Consider the following 18,134-nt stretch of genomic DNA (forward strand, 5'->3'; position numbering starts at 1 on the left):
TGTCAGTCTGCGGAAGCTAGAATTAGCGGATAAAAAAACAGCCCTTGGTTTTGGACAAGGACTGTTTTAGCTAAATAGGATATTATGTATTATTCGAAATACTCTTTGATTCGCTCAAAGAATGATTTTTCACTTTTTCCAGGTTGCGGCTTAAAGTTAGCCGAGCTTTTAAGCTTTTCTAACAAAGAGCGTTCTTCTTGGGAGACAACTTTTGGTGTCCATACGTTAACGTATACCAATTGATCACCTTTATGGTAAGAGTTTACCTCAGGAATACCTTTACCTTTAAGGCGAAGGATTTTTCCTCCTTGTGTTCCTGGGTCGATTTTAATTTTTGCTTTACCATCAATGGTAGGGATTTCGATACTTGTACCTAAAGCCGCATCAGCAAAATTAATGTAAAGGTCATAGATGATATTAATACCATCACGTTTCAATGTCTCGTGAGGCACTTCCTCGATAAGGATAATTAAATCACCAGCAACACCACCACGCGGAGCAGCATTACCTTTTCCGCTCATCGATAATTGCATGCCTTCACTAACACCTGCAGGGATATTGATAGCGATAGTTTCTTCACCACGCTCTAAACCTTCACCTTTACAAGTTGTACATTTAGCCGTAATCTCTACACCTTCACCATTACAAGTAGGGCAGGTGCTTGTTGTTTGCATTTGTCCTAAAATCGTATTCGTCACGCGGCGAACAGATCCAGCGCCACCACAAGTATTACACGTATGGTAAGACGATTTATCTTTAGCACCAGTTCCGTTACACGTAGAACAAGAAACTTGTTTATTTACTTTAACCTTTTTCTCAACGCCTTTGGCAATCTCCTCTAAAGTTAATTTTACTTTAATACGTAGGTTGCTACCACGCTGCACACGACGGCCACCGCCACCGCGCGAGCCACCACCACCGAAGAAGCTGTCAAAAGGGCTGCCGCCACCACCAAAGATGTCGCCAAATTGACTGAATATGTCTTCCATATTCATGTGGCCACCGCCACCACCAAATCCAGAAGCGCCGCTACCAGAATGACCAAATTGATCATAACGTTGGCGTTTCTCCGCATTGCTTAATATTTCATAAGCTTCAGCAGCTTCTTTAAATTTATCTTCCGCGTCTTTATCGTCCGGATTTTTATCCGGGTGATATTTAATGGCTAATTTTCGGTAAGCCGATTTAATCTCGGTCGCTTCCGCTGTTCTGGAAACACCTAATATATCATAATAATCTCTCTTCGACATTTTCTTACTGACCTATTACTACTTTCGCAAATCGAACCACTTTATCATTTAAGAAATAGCCTTTTTCTACGACATCAATTACTTTATTTTTCAAGTCTTCCGTTGGTGCAGGAATCGCCGTGATGGCTTCTTGAAACTCTGCATCGAATGGTTGTCCAATAATGTTTTCCATCTCTTTCAAGCCTTCTTGCATTAAGGTCTTACGGAACTTGTGATTTACTAATTCTATACCTTCACGTAAAGATGATACATCATCCGTTGTTTGTGTAGCTGCTAAAGCGCGGTCAAAATCGTCCAAAACAGGTAATAATTTGTTTAACAAATCTTTACTTGCTGATTGGATAAGGTCAATTTTCTCTTTCGAGGTGCGCTTTTTATAATTGTCAAATTCAGCAAATAAACGGGCATATTTGTCGTTTGCTGTTGCTAAATCTTGTTGCAGTTTATCTTCTAAAGATAGCTCTTCCGTACTTCCTTGCGCTGAAGTTTGATCGAAATTCTCAGGATTCTCGTCTTGAAAATTAGTCTCTTGTTCGTTCGTCATATCAAATTATGTAGCTATGTAATTTCTTAATTAATTGTGTCAGGTCAATTATGTTGCCAATCATAAACAAACCGACAGCCTGTCAGTTTATTCATAGAATAAACAAACAAATTGTCGGTCTCTTGTTTTTATGGCAGTCGGGCTGCTTTAAATCGTCACGTTGTCATATAATGCCGTATCTGCGGTACGAAGTACACGAGCAGGCATATTTTTGATGATTTGGTAATCGTGTGTAGCCATCAATACTGCGGTTCCTGATGCTGCAATATCACGAAGTAATAATACAATCTCTTCAGAAGTTGCAGGGTCTAAGTTACCTGTAGGCTCATCTGCCAAGATGATCTCTGGGTTGTTGAGAAGGGCACGGGCAATAACGATACGTTGCTGCTCACCACCAGATAGCTCATGTGGCATTTTGCGCAACTTGGAGCGTAAACCTACTTTCTCCAATACGTCGAGCATGCGGCTTTCGATAAGTCCTTTGTCGGTCCAACCAGTTGCACGCAATGCAAATTCTAAGTTCTTTTCTACAGTACGGTCGTTCAAAAGGTGAAAATCCTGAAAAACGATACCCAATTTACGGCGTAAGTAAGGAACGTCGTTGTCGTGGAGCTTGCGCAAGTCGAAACCTGCAACAACGCCTTCACCACTTGTAATATAAAGGTCTCCGTAAATAATTTTTAGCAAACTACTCTTTCCCGTTCCTGATTGTCCGATAAGGTAAATGAATTCACCCTGTTGGATATCTAAGTTCACATGTGAGAGAACGAGGTGCTTTTGCTGGTATATATCTACGTTTTTAAGTTTAATAACTGTATTCTCTGCCATAATACGTTTTATACATCAATTTTTTTAATCTGTCCAAAAGGCATTTCCTGCACCACCTCCATGATGTATGCAGCTTTATCGGCTAAGCCGATTTTCTCTAAGGACTTGTCGGGTCTGTCTACACGAAAATAAGCTAATAGCGTAAATGCACTATCCCTAAGTTGTACATAATCGGGAATCTTGGCTACGCCTTTCACTTTAATAACATACATATAACAAAGTTAAAATTTTTTATGAAACCAGCGTTTTCTTTGCTGGATTATTTACCCTACGCTTATTTTAGTATTGTGCGCTCAAAAAAGCCATCGTGTCCACGCCATCAGCATAGTCTGTTAAAGAAGGACATTGACTGCCTCCCAATCTGAACGTAGGAATGTCACTGCTTATTGTGGCTTGACTAACGATACATTGGATTTTATCTGCTTGAGCGTTTAGTTTTTCGGTCAAGCTGGCTAAGTCTTTGTATGTTTCGTAAAAGACAACAGCCAGTGGTGAAGCTAATTTTTCATCCTCTTTAAGCAACAAAAAGCCATTATCAAAATGTTTATCTCTATTGATTAAGTAAATAGACTTGTTGTAATCGTAGTTATTGCTGTATTTATAATGGTCGCGGATAGGCTCATAAGCGGTGATACCTTCATATAAGTGGGCTACATCATAGCCTTCAGGAACGTAGCATTTAGAAACCGAACGACAACCTAAGCCAAAGTAATCAAAGATATCAGCACCTAATTGATGTAATTCTTCCTTGGTTTCTTTGCCCGTAAGTATAGCAACCGAATTGCGGTTTTTGCGAATGATATGTGGTTGTTTACCAAAATAATGCTCAAAGTAACGTGCGCTATTGTCGCTTCCCGTGGCAATAATCAAGTCGAATTGTGCTAAACGGTCAACAACTTCAATCTTGCTCGCGAAAGCAGGCTCTAGAGCGATTAAAGATTCTAATAGGAAAGGAGTGAGGCCTGCATCGTCGGATGATAGTTTTATCTGCGCCGTAAATCCAGCAATCAAAACAGCTAAAATATCATGAAAACCAACGAGTGGAATATTGCCGGCCAAGATAAGACCAACCTTTTTACTGCTTGTTCCTGCTGTCGCAGGATATTGGCTAAGCCAATGTGTTAGCGACTCTTTCTGTAGGTTTTCTGCAATAGCCGCCAACTGCTTCTTGCTGTTCTCTACCGTGTACCAATGATTTTTATATGCGGCTCTTTCGATAAGTTCCTGTAGAGATTCCGGCATCTGGCCGATCAATTCTCCTAAAGCTACGAAAGCATCAATTCGTTGGTTCTGTGTCAAAATCTTTTTATTTAGAATTATTCTCTTATTTTTTTAAACTATCTTTGCTAGGTCATTAAAAATTTACTACTAACTTTGTATAGATTCATCGCTAGTATAGTTAAGCTTTGATGACGGGACAAAATTACTTTATTTATTATAATTGTAAGGTTATAAATGGCAATTAAAATTACTGACGAGTGTATAAACTGTGGGGCATGTGAACCAGAATGCCCGAATAATGCGATATATGATGCTGGCGTAACTTGGAAATTTTCTGACGGTACGGCTTTGGATGGTGTGATTGACTTTGGTGATGGTGTAACAATTGATGCTGAAGCTACACAAGAAGCTGTCTCTAACGAAGTATATTACATCGTTTCTGATAAATGTACAGAGTGTGTAGGTTTTCATGATGAGCCTCAGTGCGCTGCTGTATGTCCAGTAGACTGTTGTGTGGAAGATGAAGATATCGTAGAAACAGAAGAAGAACTATTGGCGAAAAAAGCTTGGTTACACGCTGAATAATCGCTGGTTAAAGAAATAATAAAAGCGCAATCGAAAGGTTGCGCTTTTTTTTTGTGTTGTTGCCCGCCTAGAAGCAGACGTATTTATTTAATTCGTTGAAAGAGTAGATTCGGCAACTCCTTCACATCTATTTTAGAGCCACCTCTAAGGTGGATGATGGATCCAGCGACAGAGGTAAAGTTGAGTAGCGGTTCTATAGCGCTAATATCACTCTTTCGCACGTAGGCGTCTTCTTTCGTAAGGGTTCGTACAGTAATGAATTCTTCTTGTAGCATTGATTTAAGTTTTATTATGTATAGTTTCTATATAAATCGGATGTAGCCTTAAGCCTGCCCATCCGATTTGTTTTTTAAATTCGTTCTGCGCCATTTCCGCTTGCGGACAAAGGTTATAATTAAAGCTAAAATGATAGCGTAAGGCCATAACTCAATAATACTGATAAAAAATCCAGATAGCGAATTAAAACCTGAAACAAAGGCGTTACCAATTTTTGAGAAGTACGATTCTGTAGCTCCTGTTCCCGCCGGTGCTCTTTTATAGATTTCTATCGTCATGGTACTCATAGAAATCTGATCCTTCAGGTAGTTCATTTGCCCTTGAACAGACTCGATGTCTTCTCTAACAGCAGATAAAGACTTCTCAATTTCAATAATCTCTGTCATTTTATTGGTTTTACCCAATAGCTCCAAGTAGCGTACTTCTAGGGCTTTCTTTGTTTTTAGTCGTGCTTCAACGTCGATAAATTGTGCCGTTACATTTGTGCTGGAAATGCTCTTATTATCAAAGAAGGATACTTCCTTATTTAAAGATTCAAAAAAACGATCGAAATTCTTGCTCGGAATACGGACGGTTAGATTGCGCGTCTGTGTACCATATTGATTGGTGGTATTGTCGTTCTCTATAAAACCACCGTTTTTCTTTGTGGTTTCATTAAGAAAGATAAAAGCTTTATCTAAATCTTGAACCTCATAGCGAAAACTTCCCGTCTTAATTATTTTTTCCTCGACCGTTTTCTCAGCTTCTCTATTGACATGGTCTGCTGACATCGCTTTTTCATCAAGGTTTTCGAGGGATATTTCATTTGCACCTGACGCTGCTTGTATGCCTTCTCGATGTTGGCAGCCCCCAAGGGTTACTAAAAATAGGGCTAGGAAAGATATGTTTTTTAGCTTTATCATGTTCATTGTTGTGTTCTTATACGGCTATGATGCTAAATATAGTGAAAATCCATAACACTATTTTTACGTTTAGCATAGATAAGTAATAGATGAAACGCTAAAGAACTATAAGATGTTTTCGCATAAATAGGGTAGAAGCCATTTTGTGTATGGTGCGCTATCTTTCCCGTTTTACGGATTTCCGTAAAAAATATTCATACTAATTACAGAAATTAGCTTACTTGAAATATTGAACAACTGATATATTAAATATTTTGGTTCGGTTTTGGTTTGAGAGGGCTGATTTGACTGTCAGCCCCTCATGTTTTTTTGTATTAATCAATACCTTAAAACCATCCATTGTAAATCCTTAGATAACGTTAATCACATCGCTGCTGTCGAGGCGTGATTTCGGATTTAAGGAAGGCTGGTTAAAGTCTGCCGGGTCTCTATAGCCTATCGCTACAGCAAATAAAGATTTGTAGCCATCAATCTTAAGTATGTTGTCGTATGCTTCATTCTGAATGCCTTCCATTGGCGTGCTATCAATTTCTAGACTGGCACAAGCTGATAGGAAAAAGCCTAGGGACAAATAGACTTGGTGTTGGAGCCATGACTTGATTGCCGTTTCACCTTTAGGTTTTACAAAGTCATTGTAAAAGGCCATTGGACCCTCTAAGAGACGTTCTTGAATTTGGCTTTCAAAAGCTTCGACGTCGTCAATAGCGCTGAAAACAACCAATTGACTTGCTTTATTTATTTTTTCGGCATTCCAATACGAAACGGCAGCGAGTTCATTCTTCACGGTTTCGTCTTCAACAAAGGTAAAAGTCCAGGGTTGACTGTTGATGGATGAAGGACTTAACCGAATAATTTGTTTCAATTGTTCGATTTTATCTTTAGCTATTTTTTGTGTCGGGTCATAGCTTTTGGTCGTATATCTACTTTTTGCAAGGTCTAGAAAATCCATATTTTTATGTTTTAAATATTTAACTATACTTTTTATAGTTGCAAAAATAAGTATAGTTAGTTATGTTTGCAATAACGGTCATAAATGATAGTAGCAGATGTATAGTATAGACGATAAAAAATATCCATGTAGTACCAGCCTTACGATGCGTTACATTGGAGGCAAGTGGAAATCAGTAATCCTTATTCATTTAATTGAAAAAAAGAGATACAACGAGCTTAGAAAAGAATGTCTGTCGATAACAGAAAGAACCTTAAGCTTGCAACTGAAAGAATTGGAGGAAGATGGTTTAATCACGAGGACGGTGTATACCGATAAGCCGCCATTGCGCGTAGAGTATGAGCTTACGGATTTTGGAAAGACACTGATTCCTTTACTACAGGCTATATCAGATTGGGGAAAGAAAACCGCAAAAACGAATGATCGAATTAAACAGACTGCTATCAAGATCTAATGGTGAAGGGAGATTTTGCGCTATTTAATTTAGTCGTGATTTTCAAATATAATATCTACTATTCATTTAAATTCTATAAAACTAAACTGTTAAGGGCTAAAGTAAATCTATACGGCAAAACTAAGTAATAAACAAAAGCACTTATAGATTTTAGCGTTTCAGGCTTATTATTTTTTAGCAGCGATGGTTAACCGTAATTGTTTTGGTATGAAGTTTGGGTACTTTGGTGCTATGAAGATTTCGGCTGAGGCAGATGTAGTAAAAGCAATTAAAGAAGCACTAGAGACAAATTTGTATACGCAGGGGATTGCCAGTAGATGTGAGGTCGTTATAACAGATAAGGGTGTTGAGTTTATCCCTAAAGAGGAGCTTACTGCTAAAGATTGGTTTTGGTTGGGTTATTTTGTGCGGGAGTATATCGATTAGGGAGAATCGCTATCTTATCCTAATATTCTTAATAATATTTCCGGTTATCAAGATATTGATTTCCTTTGGGAGCTTGCCATTCAGCATCCTTGAGTAAATTTTAAGATTTAAAACTCTGTCGAGGTATTCATGTATGGTATACATTGCCCATTTTTTGACGGCAATAGTGAATGATTTTTTAAACTGGGAGAATATAGGTTGTCTTTGTTTTTTAAAATTTCAGTTCTTTCAACTTTAGGATAAAACGGATCATACGGAATTCTTGGGGGGTAAATTTAATTATTGTTAGTTTAGCGTTTTAAATAGATATACTTTGCAAGACGCTGAACGTAAACTTCTGACTTTATTGATGCCCGAAGGGCTATTAGAATATTTTGATATCATGGATGTTGTCTCAAAAGACAACGAACTTCATATTTATCTCGATGAAAAGAACATAGCCCCTTCAGGTTATGAAAATGCTAAATTAGAATCAAAAGGTTTTATGCCATCCGCTGAGATTAAGGATTTTCCTATTCGCACTCAAAAAGTTACACTTCATATTAAACGCCGACGTTGGACAGTTCTAGCTGATGGGAAAATCATTACTAGAGATTGGAACTTGGTGCGTGAAGGGGCTCGAATGACTACAGAGTTCGGGCTTTTTTTAAAGGGGATATTTGGATAATTATCCCATTAGTGCTCATCTATTAGGTCTTTTCTTCCAGCTAGATGGGAAACAGCTCCAGGAGCACTATAAAAACCATCTTAGTGACTTTCATGATTGGAATCAAAAGTCTCATGCAGAATACTGGACTGTTTTCCCTGAGAACACAACAGAAAAGTTAAGTATAGACGAAACGAGCTTCAGTAACGGTGAACTCTATACGATTGTAAGTAGTAAAGCTGCTAAAGGAAGAAAAGGGACGATCTTGGCTACCATAAAAGGAACTAAGGCTGAAGATATTATTCATGTTTTAGAGCGTATACCACTTAGATTAAGAAATAAAGTAAAGGAAGTCACGATGGATATGGCTCCTAATATGGCTAAAGCTGTTCGCAGATGTTTTGGTAACGCTAAACGAGTAATAGATAGATTCCATGTGCAGAAATTAGCCTATGATGCTGTTCAGGAACTACGCATTAAATATCGTTGGGCGGTCTTGGATGATGAAAGTCGAAAGATTATCAAGGCGCGTAAAGAAGGGAATCACTATGCTGCAGAGATATTAGCTAACGGAGATACGCTTAAGCAATTATTAGCGAGATCAAGATATTTGCTATTTAAACACTCTTCTCGGTGGTCTGAAAGCCAGAAGCACCGTGCAGAGCTTCTTTTCTTACATTTTCCAAGACTTAAGAAAGCGTATGATTTAGCGCTAGCATTGGGCGATATCTTTAATAAATGCAAGAGTAAAGAAGGTGCGTTAACCAAACTCGCGCTATGGCATCATCAAGCCGAGAATGCAGGGATAGAATCTTTTGAAAGTGTAGCAAGGTCTATTGCTGCACATCACCCAAATATCCTTCATTACTTTGATAATAGGAGTACAAATGCTGCCGCGGAGTCTTTTAATGCTAAGCTGAAAGCTTTCAGAGCAATATTCAGGGGTGTTAGAGACACGAAGTTCTTCTTATACCGCGTAATGAAATTGTATGCTTAAAAAAAGATGCCCCCCAAGAATTCAACTTGATCCGATAAAACCAAGATTGTAAAAAAGAAAAAGGCTTTACAATTTGTAAAGCCTTTTGTGAAATCAGTACGCCAAAAGGGATTCGAACCCCTGACCGACGGTTTAGAAAACCGTTGCTCTATCCTGCTGAGCTATTGGCGCATCCCTTTCGATGCAACAAAAGTAGGTATTTGAACTAGATTTCCAAAATAAATTTACGTTTTTTTGCGCTTTAAAGCTGTTTTTCGCAAAACGACTTTATAATGAGCCTTTTAAATTTTAGCCATTTTAAGCGTTAGTAGGCTTCAAATGGTTACAAGGAGGGAAGCTTAAGGTGACCTGAACGTATAATTTTGGATAAGCGACCGATTTTTCTATTTTTGTTACCTATAAAACAAAAATACATGTTCAAAAAGCAAATGGGGTTTGTAACCCTAATCACAATTGCGATTGCCATTGTTATAACCCTAATTTATGAATTCGACTGGTTGCATATATCGCCCGATGTCATGCTTGTCGTACGTTGGGTAACAGGAGTCGTTTTAACTTTAAATGCATTAACGCGTAGAAACCTTACTACATGGATTCTTACCTGTTTGATACTTGGCGTCTTCGTCGGACTTGATTTTCCGAACTTCGCCCGTGCTTTACAACCCCTTTCACAGGCCTTTATTAAGCTTGTAAAAACTATTGTAGGGCCTATTTTATTTTCAACGCTTGTTTATGGTATTGCCGGACACTCCGATTTGAAAGCCGTGGGAAGAATGGCATGGAAGTCCATGTTGTATTTCTTCCTGGCTACTTCTTGTGCTATTTTTATCGGTTTGATCGTTATTAACTTAACAAAAGCAGGAGTAGGTGTCGATGTGGCGCATATGCCGCATGAAGAGCTTCCAACGACCTCTGGTATAACGGATGCCGATGCAAAAGCCATGAGTCACATTTCAGAGGAGGCACATGGTGTATATAAATTCAGCGTATTTATTCGCGATACATTCCCGGAAAACATTGTAAAAGCAGTGTATGAAAACCGCGTATTACAGATTGTGGTATTTGGTGTAATCTTTGGTATAGCCTTGGCTTTGGTTGAAGAGAAGAAGCGAAAGCCAATGGTAGACTTTACCGGGAGTCTCTCGGAAGTCATGTTTAAGTTTACCAATATTGTGATGATGTTTGCCCCTATAGGCGTAGGGGCGGCCATGGCATACACCGTAGGTCATCTTGGAGCAGATATCTTGAAAAATCTATTTATGCTCTTAGGTAGTCTCTATTTAGCACTAATCGCCTTCTTATCATTTGTGTTGCTGCCTGTAGCTTTATTCTTAAAGGTTCCAGTAAAGCAGTTTATCAAAGCCGTGAAGGAGCCTGTTTCTATTGCTTTTGCAACGACTAGTTCGGATGCAGCCCTACCAAAGGCCATGAGTGCGATGGAGAAATTCGGTGTTCCTCGTCATATTGTTTCCTTCGTAATCCCTACGGGTTATAGCTTTAACTTAGATGGTACATCTTTGTATTTATCATTAGCGGCTATCTTCGTTGCGCAAGCTGCAGGAATTCATTTGGACTTTGGACAACAATTGTTGATCGCATTTACCCTAATGATCACTTCTAAAGGGGTCGCAGCAGTGCCGCGTGCTTCTTTAATTGTATTGATTGCAACAGCCGATCAGTTCGGTTTGCCAACGTTCGTTATTGCCGCTATCCTTGGTATTGATGAGTTGATGGATATGGCGCGTACGTCAGTTAACGTAATTGGTAACTGTTTAGCAACGGTAGTTGTCGCTAAATGGGAAGGTGCTTTTGATGAAGAAGCCCCATTCCGTGAGGATGCACCAGCAGAAATTGAAAGCTAGGTAGTATACGTATTTTAGCTCTTATATATGAAAGCAGGAATGGTGAAAGCTATTCCTGCTTTTTTGCGTTTATTGGTCAATTATTTTGATCTTTTTCTTTGCTAAGCAATAGGTAAAGTAATGCCATCTTGGGATAGCTGTGCTGTATGAATTCTTAAGTAAACGTTTTCGTAATTAGGACAATCGTTTGCTCAACTAAATTCTCCTTAATTATATGTTACTTGGTTAGTAGATAATAACCAATGCTTATGATAACCTATTTGAAAAGAGTCTTTTTGCTGCTGTCAGCAGCAGCATTTATGTGGGTAAATGCTTTCGGTCAATCCCGTGTCGAAGAAAGTTTTAATGCCGATTGGCAATTCTATAAAGCCCAAAATAGAACCTTCTTTACCAGTTTTGAAAATGGACAAAGTTATAAGGAAGCTGAAGGGCAATGGACCGTTCCGGAGGTGTGGGAAAAGGTCGATTTACCACATACGTTCAATCGGGACGACATGCAGCGTGACCGTAACTTCTTCGAAGGAAAAGCCGTTTATCAAAAGAAGTTTTTCGCTGCTGCTAATCAGCAGGGCAGACGTACTTTTCTAAAGTTTGAAGGCGTTGGTGCCGTAGCACAGCTGTATATCAATCAGCAGTATATTGGCGAGCATAAAGGAGCTTACTCCATGTTTGTTTTCGAAATTAGCAACTCTATAGACTATGCTAAAGAAAATATCCTAACGGTAATAACAGATAATCAATCCCGTAAAGATGTATTGCCAACAGATCAATTTCTTTTTCCCGTATATGGCGGTATTTATAGGCCTGTTGCCCTGATAACAACAGCCAAGACGGGATTTGTCGTTACTGACGATGCTTCTCCAGGCGTATTTATACGGCAGCAAGAGGTGTCGGAAAAGTCCGCTACGGTAAAAGTGTTAGCCAAATTAGAGACCAAAGAGAAGGTAGCACAGCAAGTTGAATTAATTGCTGAGGTTTATGATGATCAGGGTAAAGTCGTTCAGCATAGCAGAAAGCCTGTGCTGGTTACTCCGCAAGGAAGCCTGCATGTAGAAACAACCTTGTCTATCGATAATCCGCATTTGTGGGACGGTGTGCGTGATCCATATCTATATAAATTAAGAACGAGGCTTATGAAGGGCGACCTGGAGCTGGATTGCACAGAGCAGCCGCTAGGGCTACGTACAATTGAGCTTGTTGCTGGTGATGGGGTCTTTTTGAATGGTAAGCGCTATCCAATGTATGGGGTGGCACGGCATCAGGATCGTTGGGGATTTGGATCCGCTTTTAGCTTCGCTCAGCATAAAGAAGATTTTATGTTGATGAAGGAAATGGGGGTTACCACGGTGCGCTTAGCTCATTATCAGCAGGCATCAGCGACCTATTCTTTAGCCGATAGCTTAGGCTTCTTGGTATGGGCAGAGATTCCTTTTGTGAATCGCGTTTCTTTCACCGAAAGCTATAATGCAAAGCAGCAGCTACGTGAATTGGTGAAGCAGCAATACAATCACCCTTCCATCTATATTTGGGGGGTGCACAATGAGGTTTATAGCAAAACGGCTGATGGTTTAGTGCCGGTCTTATCGCGCGAATTACATGATCTTGCTAAGACGCTCGACCCTGATCGCTTGACCGGAGCAGTGACGGGCTACAGCCAAATTGATAGGCAAGAGAACTTGACGACAGATGTGCAGGGGATAAATCATTATTTTGGTTGGTATGGTGGGGAGATTGGCGATTTAAAACCTTGGGCCGAAAAGGCTCAACGTGATTTTCCGAGCTATCGTATTATTTTGTCGGAGTATGGTGCCGATGGTAATATGGATATTGGTCAGGAGAAAGTAGTGAAGCCTAAAAATGTAGTCACAGGCGATTACTTTCCAGAGAATTACCAAACAGAAACACATATTCAACAATGGGCAGCCATTGAGAAAAATCCCATTATTATAGCTTCTTACGTATGGAATATGTTTGAATTTGCGGTGCCTGCATGGAATCGGGGTGGGGTGAATGCGCGTAATTTGAAGGGATTAATCACCTTCGACCGCCAAAGGCGCAAAGATTCTTTCTACTGGTATAAAGCAAATTGGAACCCAGAGCCGATGCTTTATCTTGCCAATAGACGTGATAATGAGCGGGAGGAAGCAGTGACACGCATTCAGCTTTTTTCGAATCAACCGAAAGTAAGCATTGCGGTTAATGGAGAGCGATACGAGGCAAAGCAAGGTGTCAACAGTAAACATTGGGTGGTAGAGCAGGTAAAGCTTCGGAAAGGAGTTAATATAATTAAAGCCACATCTACCGATGGAGAGAAATCGTTGACCGATGAGATGACCTGGACACTGAAATAAGTAGATCATGAAGAGATATTTGAACTCCGTTTTTTTGCTGTTCCTTGCGGTGCTTTTCGGGAATGTCGTTTATGGGCAGGAGGACGCAGGGAAGACGGCAGATTGGAAAAACCTGAAATATGGTCCGCTACATTCAGAGCGCCGTGCAGATGACGCTATGGAAGCTTTCCGAGATTATGGCTTTGGGCAGTTTATCCACTGGGGGCTATATGCCATTCCGGGCAACGAATGGGAGGGCGTGAGCGCCCGAAAAGGTGCTGCGGCATCCGAATGGATTCGTGCTTGGAGTGGCCCTACGAAGCCTGTAAATTGGACGCAAACCTATGATAACCTGTACAAGCAATTTAATCCAGTAGATTTTGATGCCAAGCGCTGGGCAAGACAGGCTAAAGCGATGGGCGCTCGCTACCTTATTTTTACAACCAAGCATCATGATGGCTTTGCGCTGTGGCCAACGCAGTATTCGGATTATAATAGCAGCAATACACCATTTAAAAGAGATATCGTTAAGGAGGTTGTAGACGCCTACACGGCGGAAGGAATAGACGTTTATCTTTATTTCTCCGTCTTGGATTGGCATCATCCCGATTATCAGTCTAAGAATCCCGCTACAGCGGATGAAGAGAAAAAGTTCGCTAATTTTTTGAACTATACACGCAACCAGTTGCTTGAATTGCTGCATAGCTACCCACAACTCAAAGGCTTTTGGTTTGATGGCACCTGGGACCCTTCCTGGGTAAACGCCTATGATTTCACCTATAAGCTGGAAAAAGAAATGCGCAACTTACATCCCGGTTTAATTATCGGTTCTCGCTTTCGCAGTGATGAGTACGGTAAGCGTCATTTTGATAGCAATGGGCAGCTGTTGGGAGATTATGAGCAAGGGTGGGAACGTAAGCTTCCCGCAGACTACAGCATTCTCAAGGGGAACGATTGGGATGCTGTGATGACGATTCCGCCCAATGGGTGGGGGTATATGAAGGATTGGACTGGATTGTATACCAAGACGAAGGATGATTTGTTAGCTATGTTGATGCGTACCGTTTCAATGGATGGCAATTTCGTGTTGAACTTTGGGCCTGATGGGAAAGGGAATATGCATCCCGGTGAAGATAAGTTGGCTAAGGAAATCGGCGATTGGATGCACATAAACAGTGAGGCTGTTTATGCTACGCATCGGGTGAGCTGGCCTACGCTTCCTTATGGCTATCTGACCAGAAAGGGGGACTACATCTACTTAACGGTGTTTAATAGACCTATAAACGAGCAGATTCGCTTGCTGGTGCCGAAGGTCGCTAATGAACGCCCTCAAGCAGCATATTTACTTGTAGATGGCCGCGAACTAAAGCTGGCACATGCTGATATCGGCTTGGATCGTGATGCAAATACCTACTATGATATTCAATTACCTTCTGATTTTCAGTCCAACGAGCCTTTTGTGCTGAAGGTAAAAGTCGGGTTAGTAGAAGCTAAGGAGGAAAAACTAATGGATGCCAAAAAGTAATAAAAAAACAGGCTGTCTTTTTGGAGACAGCCTGTTTTTTTATAGCGTGGTGTTGATGCCTATTGGTAACCCAAAAGCTTCATTACCTGTTTTGAGTTTTGCTCTTCACCAAAAACTTCGTAGTTGAAAGTTTCATCACGGTTTCGGCGTACCAATACATGCTTCGGTGATGGAAGCAAGCAGTGGTGTATACCGCCGTATCCACTCAATACATCTTGGTAAGCTCCCGTATGGAAGAATCCTAAGTATTGTACTTTACGTGTTTTTGGCATAAATACCGAGTTCATGTGTGCCTCTTGGTTGTAGTAATCTTGACCATCGCAAGTGATACCACCCAAGTTTACGCGCTCATACTCTGAATCCCAGTTGTTGATTGGCAACAAGATGTATTTTTGGTTTAAAGCCCATACATCAGGTAAGTTCGTGATAAAGGAACCGTCAATCATAAACCATTTTTCACGATCGTTCTGTTGTTTACGTCCCAATACTTTGTAAAGAATACCCGAAGCTTCAGCAACCGTATATTTACCAAATTCAGTGATAATATCTGGTTCCATTACTTCATGGTGCGCACAGATTTGCTTGATACGGTTCACAATTTCGTTTACCATATATTCGTAATCGAAGTCATGTACCAAGGAATCTTTGAATGGCATACCACCACCAATATCCAACGTATCTAAATCTGGGTTTATCTTTTTGAACTTACAGTACAAAGTAACGTATTTCTCCAACTCATTCCAGTAGTACGGTGTATCTGAAATACCCGAGTTAATGAAGAAGTGTAAAAGTTTAACTTTAAAATTCGGGTTGTCCGCAATTTTATTGTTGTAAAAATCAATCACATCCTCCTGACGGATACCCAAACGGGACGTATAGAATTGAGAGTCTGGTTGCTCTTCCGATGCTAAACGGATACCCAATGAACAAGGTGTATCCAATTCAATTTCATCATCGTATAGATTGAACTCTTCTTTATTATCTAGTACAGGGATAATGTTGGTATACCCATCATGCAGCATATCAATGATATACTGTTTGTATTGATAGGTTTTAAAACCATTACAAATTACGGTAATATCTTTGGTGACCGTTCCGGCACGTTCCAAAGATTCAATCATCGGCATATCGAATGCGGATGAGGTTTCTAAGTGAATGTCGTTCTTTAGGGCTTCTTCTACAATATGTTTGAAATGAGAAGATTTCGTACAATAACAATATTTGTACGATCCTCTGTAATTGTGTTTAAGGATAGCCGTTTGAAAAAGGATCTTCGCCTGTTGAATTTTTTTACTGACAATAGGTAAATAGGTAAAACGTAATGGCGTGCCATACGTTTCTATCATCTCCATCAAATTCAGATCGTGGAAGTACAATTCGTCGTCGATTATTTCGAATCCGTCTTGCGGAAAACCAACACTTAAGTCAAGAAATTCCTGATAGCTCTGCATTTTTTATTATTTTTGGCAAAGATATACTTTCGTGCTGAATACTTAACTATAAATACATTTATTTTTAGTGTTCATTATCAGGAGGTTGTGAAAATTACGAAACTATTACATGGCTAACTCTATTCAACAAAGATTGATTGAGCAAACTGCTCAAGCTGTAAACACCCTTTATCAGGCTGAAATTCCCTTAAATCAGATTACTTTGCAAGAGACACGCAAAGAGTTTGAAGGACAAATTACAATCGTGACTTTTCCTTTCACGCGAAGCTCTAAAAAGTCGCCTGAAGTAACAGGAGAGGAGATTGGTGCTTATTTGAAGGAAGCAATGCCTGAAATTGCAGACTTCAATATTATCAAGGGCTTTTTAAATATCAGCTTGACAGATGGCTATTGGATTGATTTAGCAAATCAAACTTTAGCACAGGCTGATTTCGGACAGTTTCCAGCAAATGGTAAACGCTTAATGGTGGAGTATAGCTCCCCGAATACCAATAAGCCTTTACACTTAGGACACGTACGTAATAACTTATTAGGTTATTCTGTTTCTGAAATCTTGAAAGCTTATGGTTACGAGGTGGTGAAAGCCAACTTAGTGAACGATCGCGGTATACATATCTGTAAGTCTATGTTGGCTTGGCAGAAATTTGGTGAAGGTGAAACACCTGAATCAGCAAACTTGAAAGGTGACCACTTGGTAGGTAAATATTACGTGGTGTTCGATAAAGAATACAAGAAAGAAATTGAGCAGCTGAAAGCCGAAGGACAAACGGAAGATGAGGCCAAGAAAAATGCACCACTGATGAAAGAAGCTCAACGTATGTTGCAGCTTTGGGAAGCTGGTGACGAAGCCGTAATAAGTCTTTGGACAACCATGAATGGATGGGTATATGCTGGTTTCGAAGAAACATACAAGCAATTGGGGGTTGACTTTGATAAGTTCTACTACGAATCGAATACCTACCTATTAGGGAAAGATATCATTCAAGAAGGCCTAGAAAAAGGTGTCTTCTTCAAAAAAGAAGACAATTCGGTATGGATTGACTTGACGGCAGAAGGATTAGACGAGAAGTTGGTGTTGCGTGGTGATGGTACTTCGGTATACATTACGCAAGATTTAGGTACTGCGCAGCTGAAGTATGACGAGTTCAAGATGGAGGAATCTATCTATGTTGTAGGTAACGAGCAAGATTACCATTTCAAAGTGCTCTTCGCTATCTTGAAAAAATTAGGTAAATCATGGGCTACAGGCCTGTTCCACCTTTCTTACGGGATGGTAGACTTACCTTCAGGAAAGATGAAGTCGCGTGAAGGAACGGTTGTTGATGCTGATGATTTGATGCAAGAGATGAAGGATACAGCGCAGGCACGTACTGAAGAGCTTGGTAAAACGGATGGTTTAGAAGAAGCAGAGAAAACAGCTCTTTACGAAACTATTGGTATGGGCGCATTGAAGTACTTCTTGTTGAAGGTTGATCCTAAGAAGCGTCTATTATTTGATCCGAATGAGTCTGTAGACTTTCAAGGGCATACGGGTCCATTCATTCAGTATACACATGCACGTATTAAGTCTGTATTACGCAAAGCGGAATATGACGGTGGTGCAGGTACTGTAGCAACGATATCCGTATACGAGCGCGATTTGATTCAGGCTTTAGGCAACTACCCGCAAGCAATTGAAGCAGCGGCGAAAGACTTCTCGCCAGCGCAATTAGCCAACTACGTATATGAGGTCGCTAAGGTATACAACAAATTTTATCACGAAGAGACTATTCTAAAGGCTGAAGATGCCCAAGTGAAGCAATTCCGTTTACAGCTTTCTGCAATTGCAGGTCGAGTTATTGCGGATAGTATGCGTCTATTAGGTATTCAGGTACCAGAAAGAATGTAA

At 40.1% G+C, this 18,134-nt stretch carries 18 protein-coding genes and 1 tRNA gene; 9 read left to right on the top strand and 10 right to left on the bottom strand.

Translation table 11 applies throughout. From position 1 onward, the window contains the following. Window positions 1–89: 89 nt before the first annotated feature. From dnaJ to WH223_RS15750, 5 genes are all read right to left on the bottom strand, one after another. Complete coding sequence (gene dnaJ / locus WH223_RS15730; protein ID WP_340048715.1) at window positions 90–1,250, bottom strand: molecular chaperone DnaJ; 1,161 nt, start codon at window positions 1,248–1,250, stop codon at window positions 90–92. Window positions 1,251–1,254: 4 nt separating this feature from the next. Further along, complete coding sequence (locus WH223_RS15735) at window positions 1,255–1,794, bottom strand: nucleotide exchange factor GrpE (protein ID WP_340048716.1); 540 nt, start codon at window positions 1,792–1,794, stop codon at window positions 1,255–1,257. A gap of 147 nt (window positions 1,795–1,941) precedes the next feature. After that, on the bottom strand, window positions 1,942–2,622 hold the full coding sequence (locus WH223_RS15740; RefSeq protein ID WP_340048717.1) for a cell division ATP-binding protein FtsE: 681 nt from the start codon (window positions 2,620–2,622) through the stop codon (window positions 1,942–1,944). An 8-nt stretch (window positions 2,623–2,630) separates the two neighbouring features. Further along, on the bottom strand, window positions 2,631–2,834 hold the full coding sequence (locus WH223_RS15745; RefSeq protein ID WP_340048718.1) for a fructose-6-phosphate aldolase: 204 nt from the start codon (window positions 2,832–2,834) through the stop codon (window positions 2,631–2,633). Between the two features lie 67 nt (window positions 2,835–2,901). Continuing rightward, window positions 2,902–3,921, bottom strand: coding sequence for an acyl-CoA reductase (locus WH223_RS15750; RefSeq protein ID WP_340048719.1), 1,020 nt, complete (start codon window positions 3,919–3,921; stop codon window positions 2,902–2,904). Between the two features lie 156 nt (window positions 3,922–4,077). On the opposite strand from WH223_RS15750, the gene WH223_RS15755 reads away from it, so the two are divergent. Beyond that, window positions 4,078–4,428: a 4Fe-4S dicluster domain-containing protein gene (locus WH223_RS15755; protein WP_340048720.1), complete on the top strand. Its 351-nt coding sequence runs from the start codon at window positions 4,078–4,080 to the stop codon at window positions 4,426–4,428. An 83-nt stretch (window positions 4,429–4,511) separates the two neighbouring features. Here WH223_RS15755 and WH223_RS15760 read toward each other — a convergent pair whose 3' ends face one another. From WH223_RS15760 to WH223_RS15770, 3 genes are all read right to left on the bottom strand, one after another. Next, a complete protein-coding gene (locus WH223_RS15760) occupies window positions 4,512–4,703 on the bottom strand; it encodes a hypothetical protein (protein ID WP_340048722.1) in 192 nt (63 codons plus the stop codon). A 48-nt stretch (window positions 4,704–4,751) separates the two neighbouring features. Beyond that, complete coding sequence (locus tag WH223_RS15765; RefSeq protein ID WP_340048723.1) at window positions 4,752–5,606, bottom strand: DUF4349 domain-containing protein; 855 nt, start codon at window positions 5,604–5,606, stop codon at window positions 4,752–4,754. Between the two features lie 349 nt (window positions 5,607–5,955). Then, the gene (locus WH223_RS15770) at window positions 5,956–6,555 is read right to left on the bottom strand and encodes a nitroreductase family protein (protein ID WP_340048724.1); all 600 of its coding nucleotides are present in this window, start codon (window positions 6,553–6,555) and stop codon (window positions 5,956–5,958) included. A gap of 97 nt (window positions 6,556–6,652) precedes the next feature. Here WH223_RS15770 and WH223_RS15775 point away from each other — a divergent pair, with 97 nt between their 5' ends. The 4 genes from WH223_RS15775 (at window position 6,653) to WH223_RS15790 (ending at window position 9,078) form a co-directional block, all read left to right on the top strand. Continuing rightward, complete coding sequence (locus tag WH223_RS15775) at window positions 6,653–7,009, top strand: winged helix-turn-helix transcriptional regulator (RefSeq protein ID WP_340048725.1); 357 nt, start codon at window positions 6,653–6,655, stop codon at window positions 7,007–7,009. Between the two features lie 207 nt (window positions 7,010–7,216). Then, window positions 7,217–7,435 (top strand): hypothetical protein, encoded by a 219-nt coding sequence (locus WH223_RS15780; protein WP_340048726.1) that lies wholly within the window; start codon window positions 7,217–7,219, stop codon window positions 7,433–7,435. A gap of 313 nt (window positions 7,436–7,748) precedes the next feature. Beyond that, on the top strand, window positions 7,749–8,102 hold the full coding sequence (locus tag WH223_RS15785) for an ISAon1 family transposase N-terminal region protein (RefSeq protein WP_340046147.1): 354 nt from the start codon (window positions 7,749–7,751) through the stop codon (window positions 8,100–8,102). Continuing rightward, the gene (locus tag WH223_RS15790) at window positions 8,095–9,078 is read left to right on the top strand and encodes an ISAon1 family transposase (RefSeq protein WP_340048727.1); all 984 of its coding nucleotides are present in this window, start codon (window positions 8,095–8,097) and stop codon (window positions 9,076–9,078) included. Before WH223_RS15785 ends, WH223_RS15790 begins: the two co-directional genes overlap by 8 nt. A 97-nt stretch (window positions 9,079–9,175) precedes the next feature. On the opposite strand, the gene WH223_RS15795 is transcribed toward WH223_RS15790, so the two are convergent. Further along, window positions 9,176–9,249 (bottom strand) — tRNA-Arg (locus tag WH223_RS15795). 242 nt (window positions 9,250–9,491) lie between these two features. Here WH223_RS15795 and WH223_RS15800 point away from each other — a divergent pair. The 3 genes from WH223_RS15800 to WH223_RS15810 all read left to right on the top strand — a co-directional run bounded on the left by WH223_RS15800 (window position 9,492) and on the right by WH223_RS15810 (window position 14,795). Continuing rightward, window positions 9,492–10,940, top strand: a complete 1,449-nt coding sequence (locus WH223_RS15800; RefSeq protein WP_340048728.1) for a dicarboxylate/amino acid:cation symporter — start codon at window positions 9,492–9,494, stop codon at window positions 10,938–10,940. A 260-nt stretch (window positions 10,941–11,200) separates the two neighbouring features. Continuing rightward, on the top strand, window positions 11,201–13,291 hold the full coding sequence (locus WH223_RS15805; protein WP_340048729.1) for a glycoside hydrolase family 2 protein: 2,091 nt from the start codon (window positions 11,201–11,203) through the stop codon (window positions 13,289–13,291). Between the two features lie 7 nt (window positions 13,292–13,298). Then, on the top strand, window positions 13,299–14,795 hold the full coding sequence (locus WH223_RS15810; protein WP_340048730.1) for an alpha-L-fucosidase: 1,497 nt from the start codon (window positions 13,299–13,301) through the stop codon (window positions 14,793–14,795). A 59-nt stretch (window positions 14,796–14,854) separates the two neighbouring features. On the opposite strand, the gene WH223_RS15815 is transcribed toward WH223_RS15810, so the two are convergent. Further along, on the bottom strand, window positions 14,855–16,246 hold the full coding sequence (locus tag WH223_RS15815; protein ID WP_340048732.1) for an arginine decarboxylase: 1,392 nt from the start codon (window positions 16,244–16,246) through the stop codon (window positions 14,855–14,857). Window positions 16,247–16,355: 109 nt separating this feature from the next. Between WH223_RS15815 and argS the strand changes: the two genes are divergently transcribed. Then, on the top strand, window positions 16,356–18,134 hold the full coding sequence (argS, locus tag WH223_RS15820) for an arginine--tRNA ligase (RefSeq protein WP_340048733.1): 1,779 nt from the start codon (window positions 16,356–16,358) through the stop codon (window positions 18,132–18,134).

Source organism: Sphingobacterium sp. MYb382 (assembly GCF_037572665.1).
GTDB lineage: Bacteria > Bacteroidota > Bacteroidia > Sphingobacteriales > Sphingobacteriaceae > Sphingobacterium.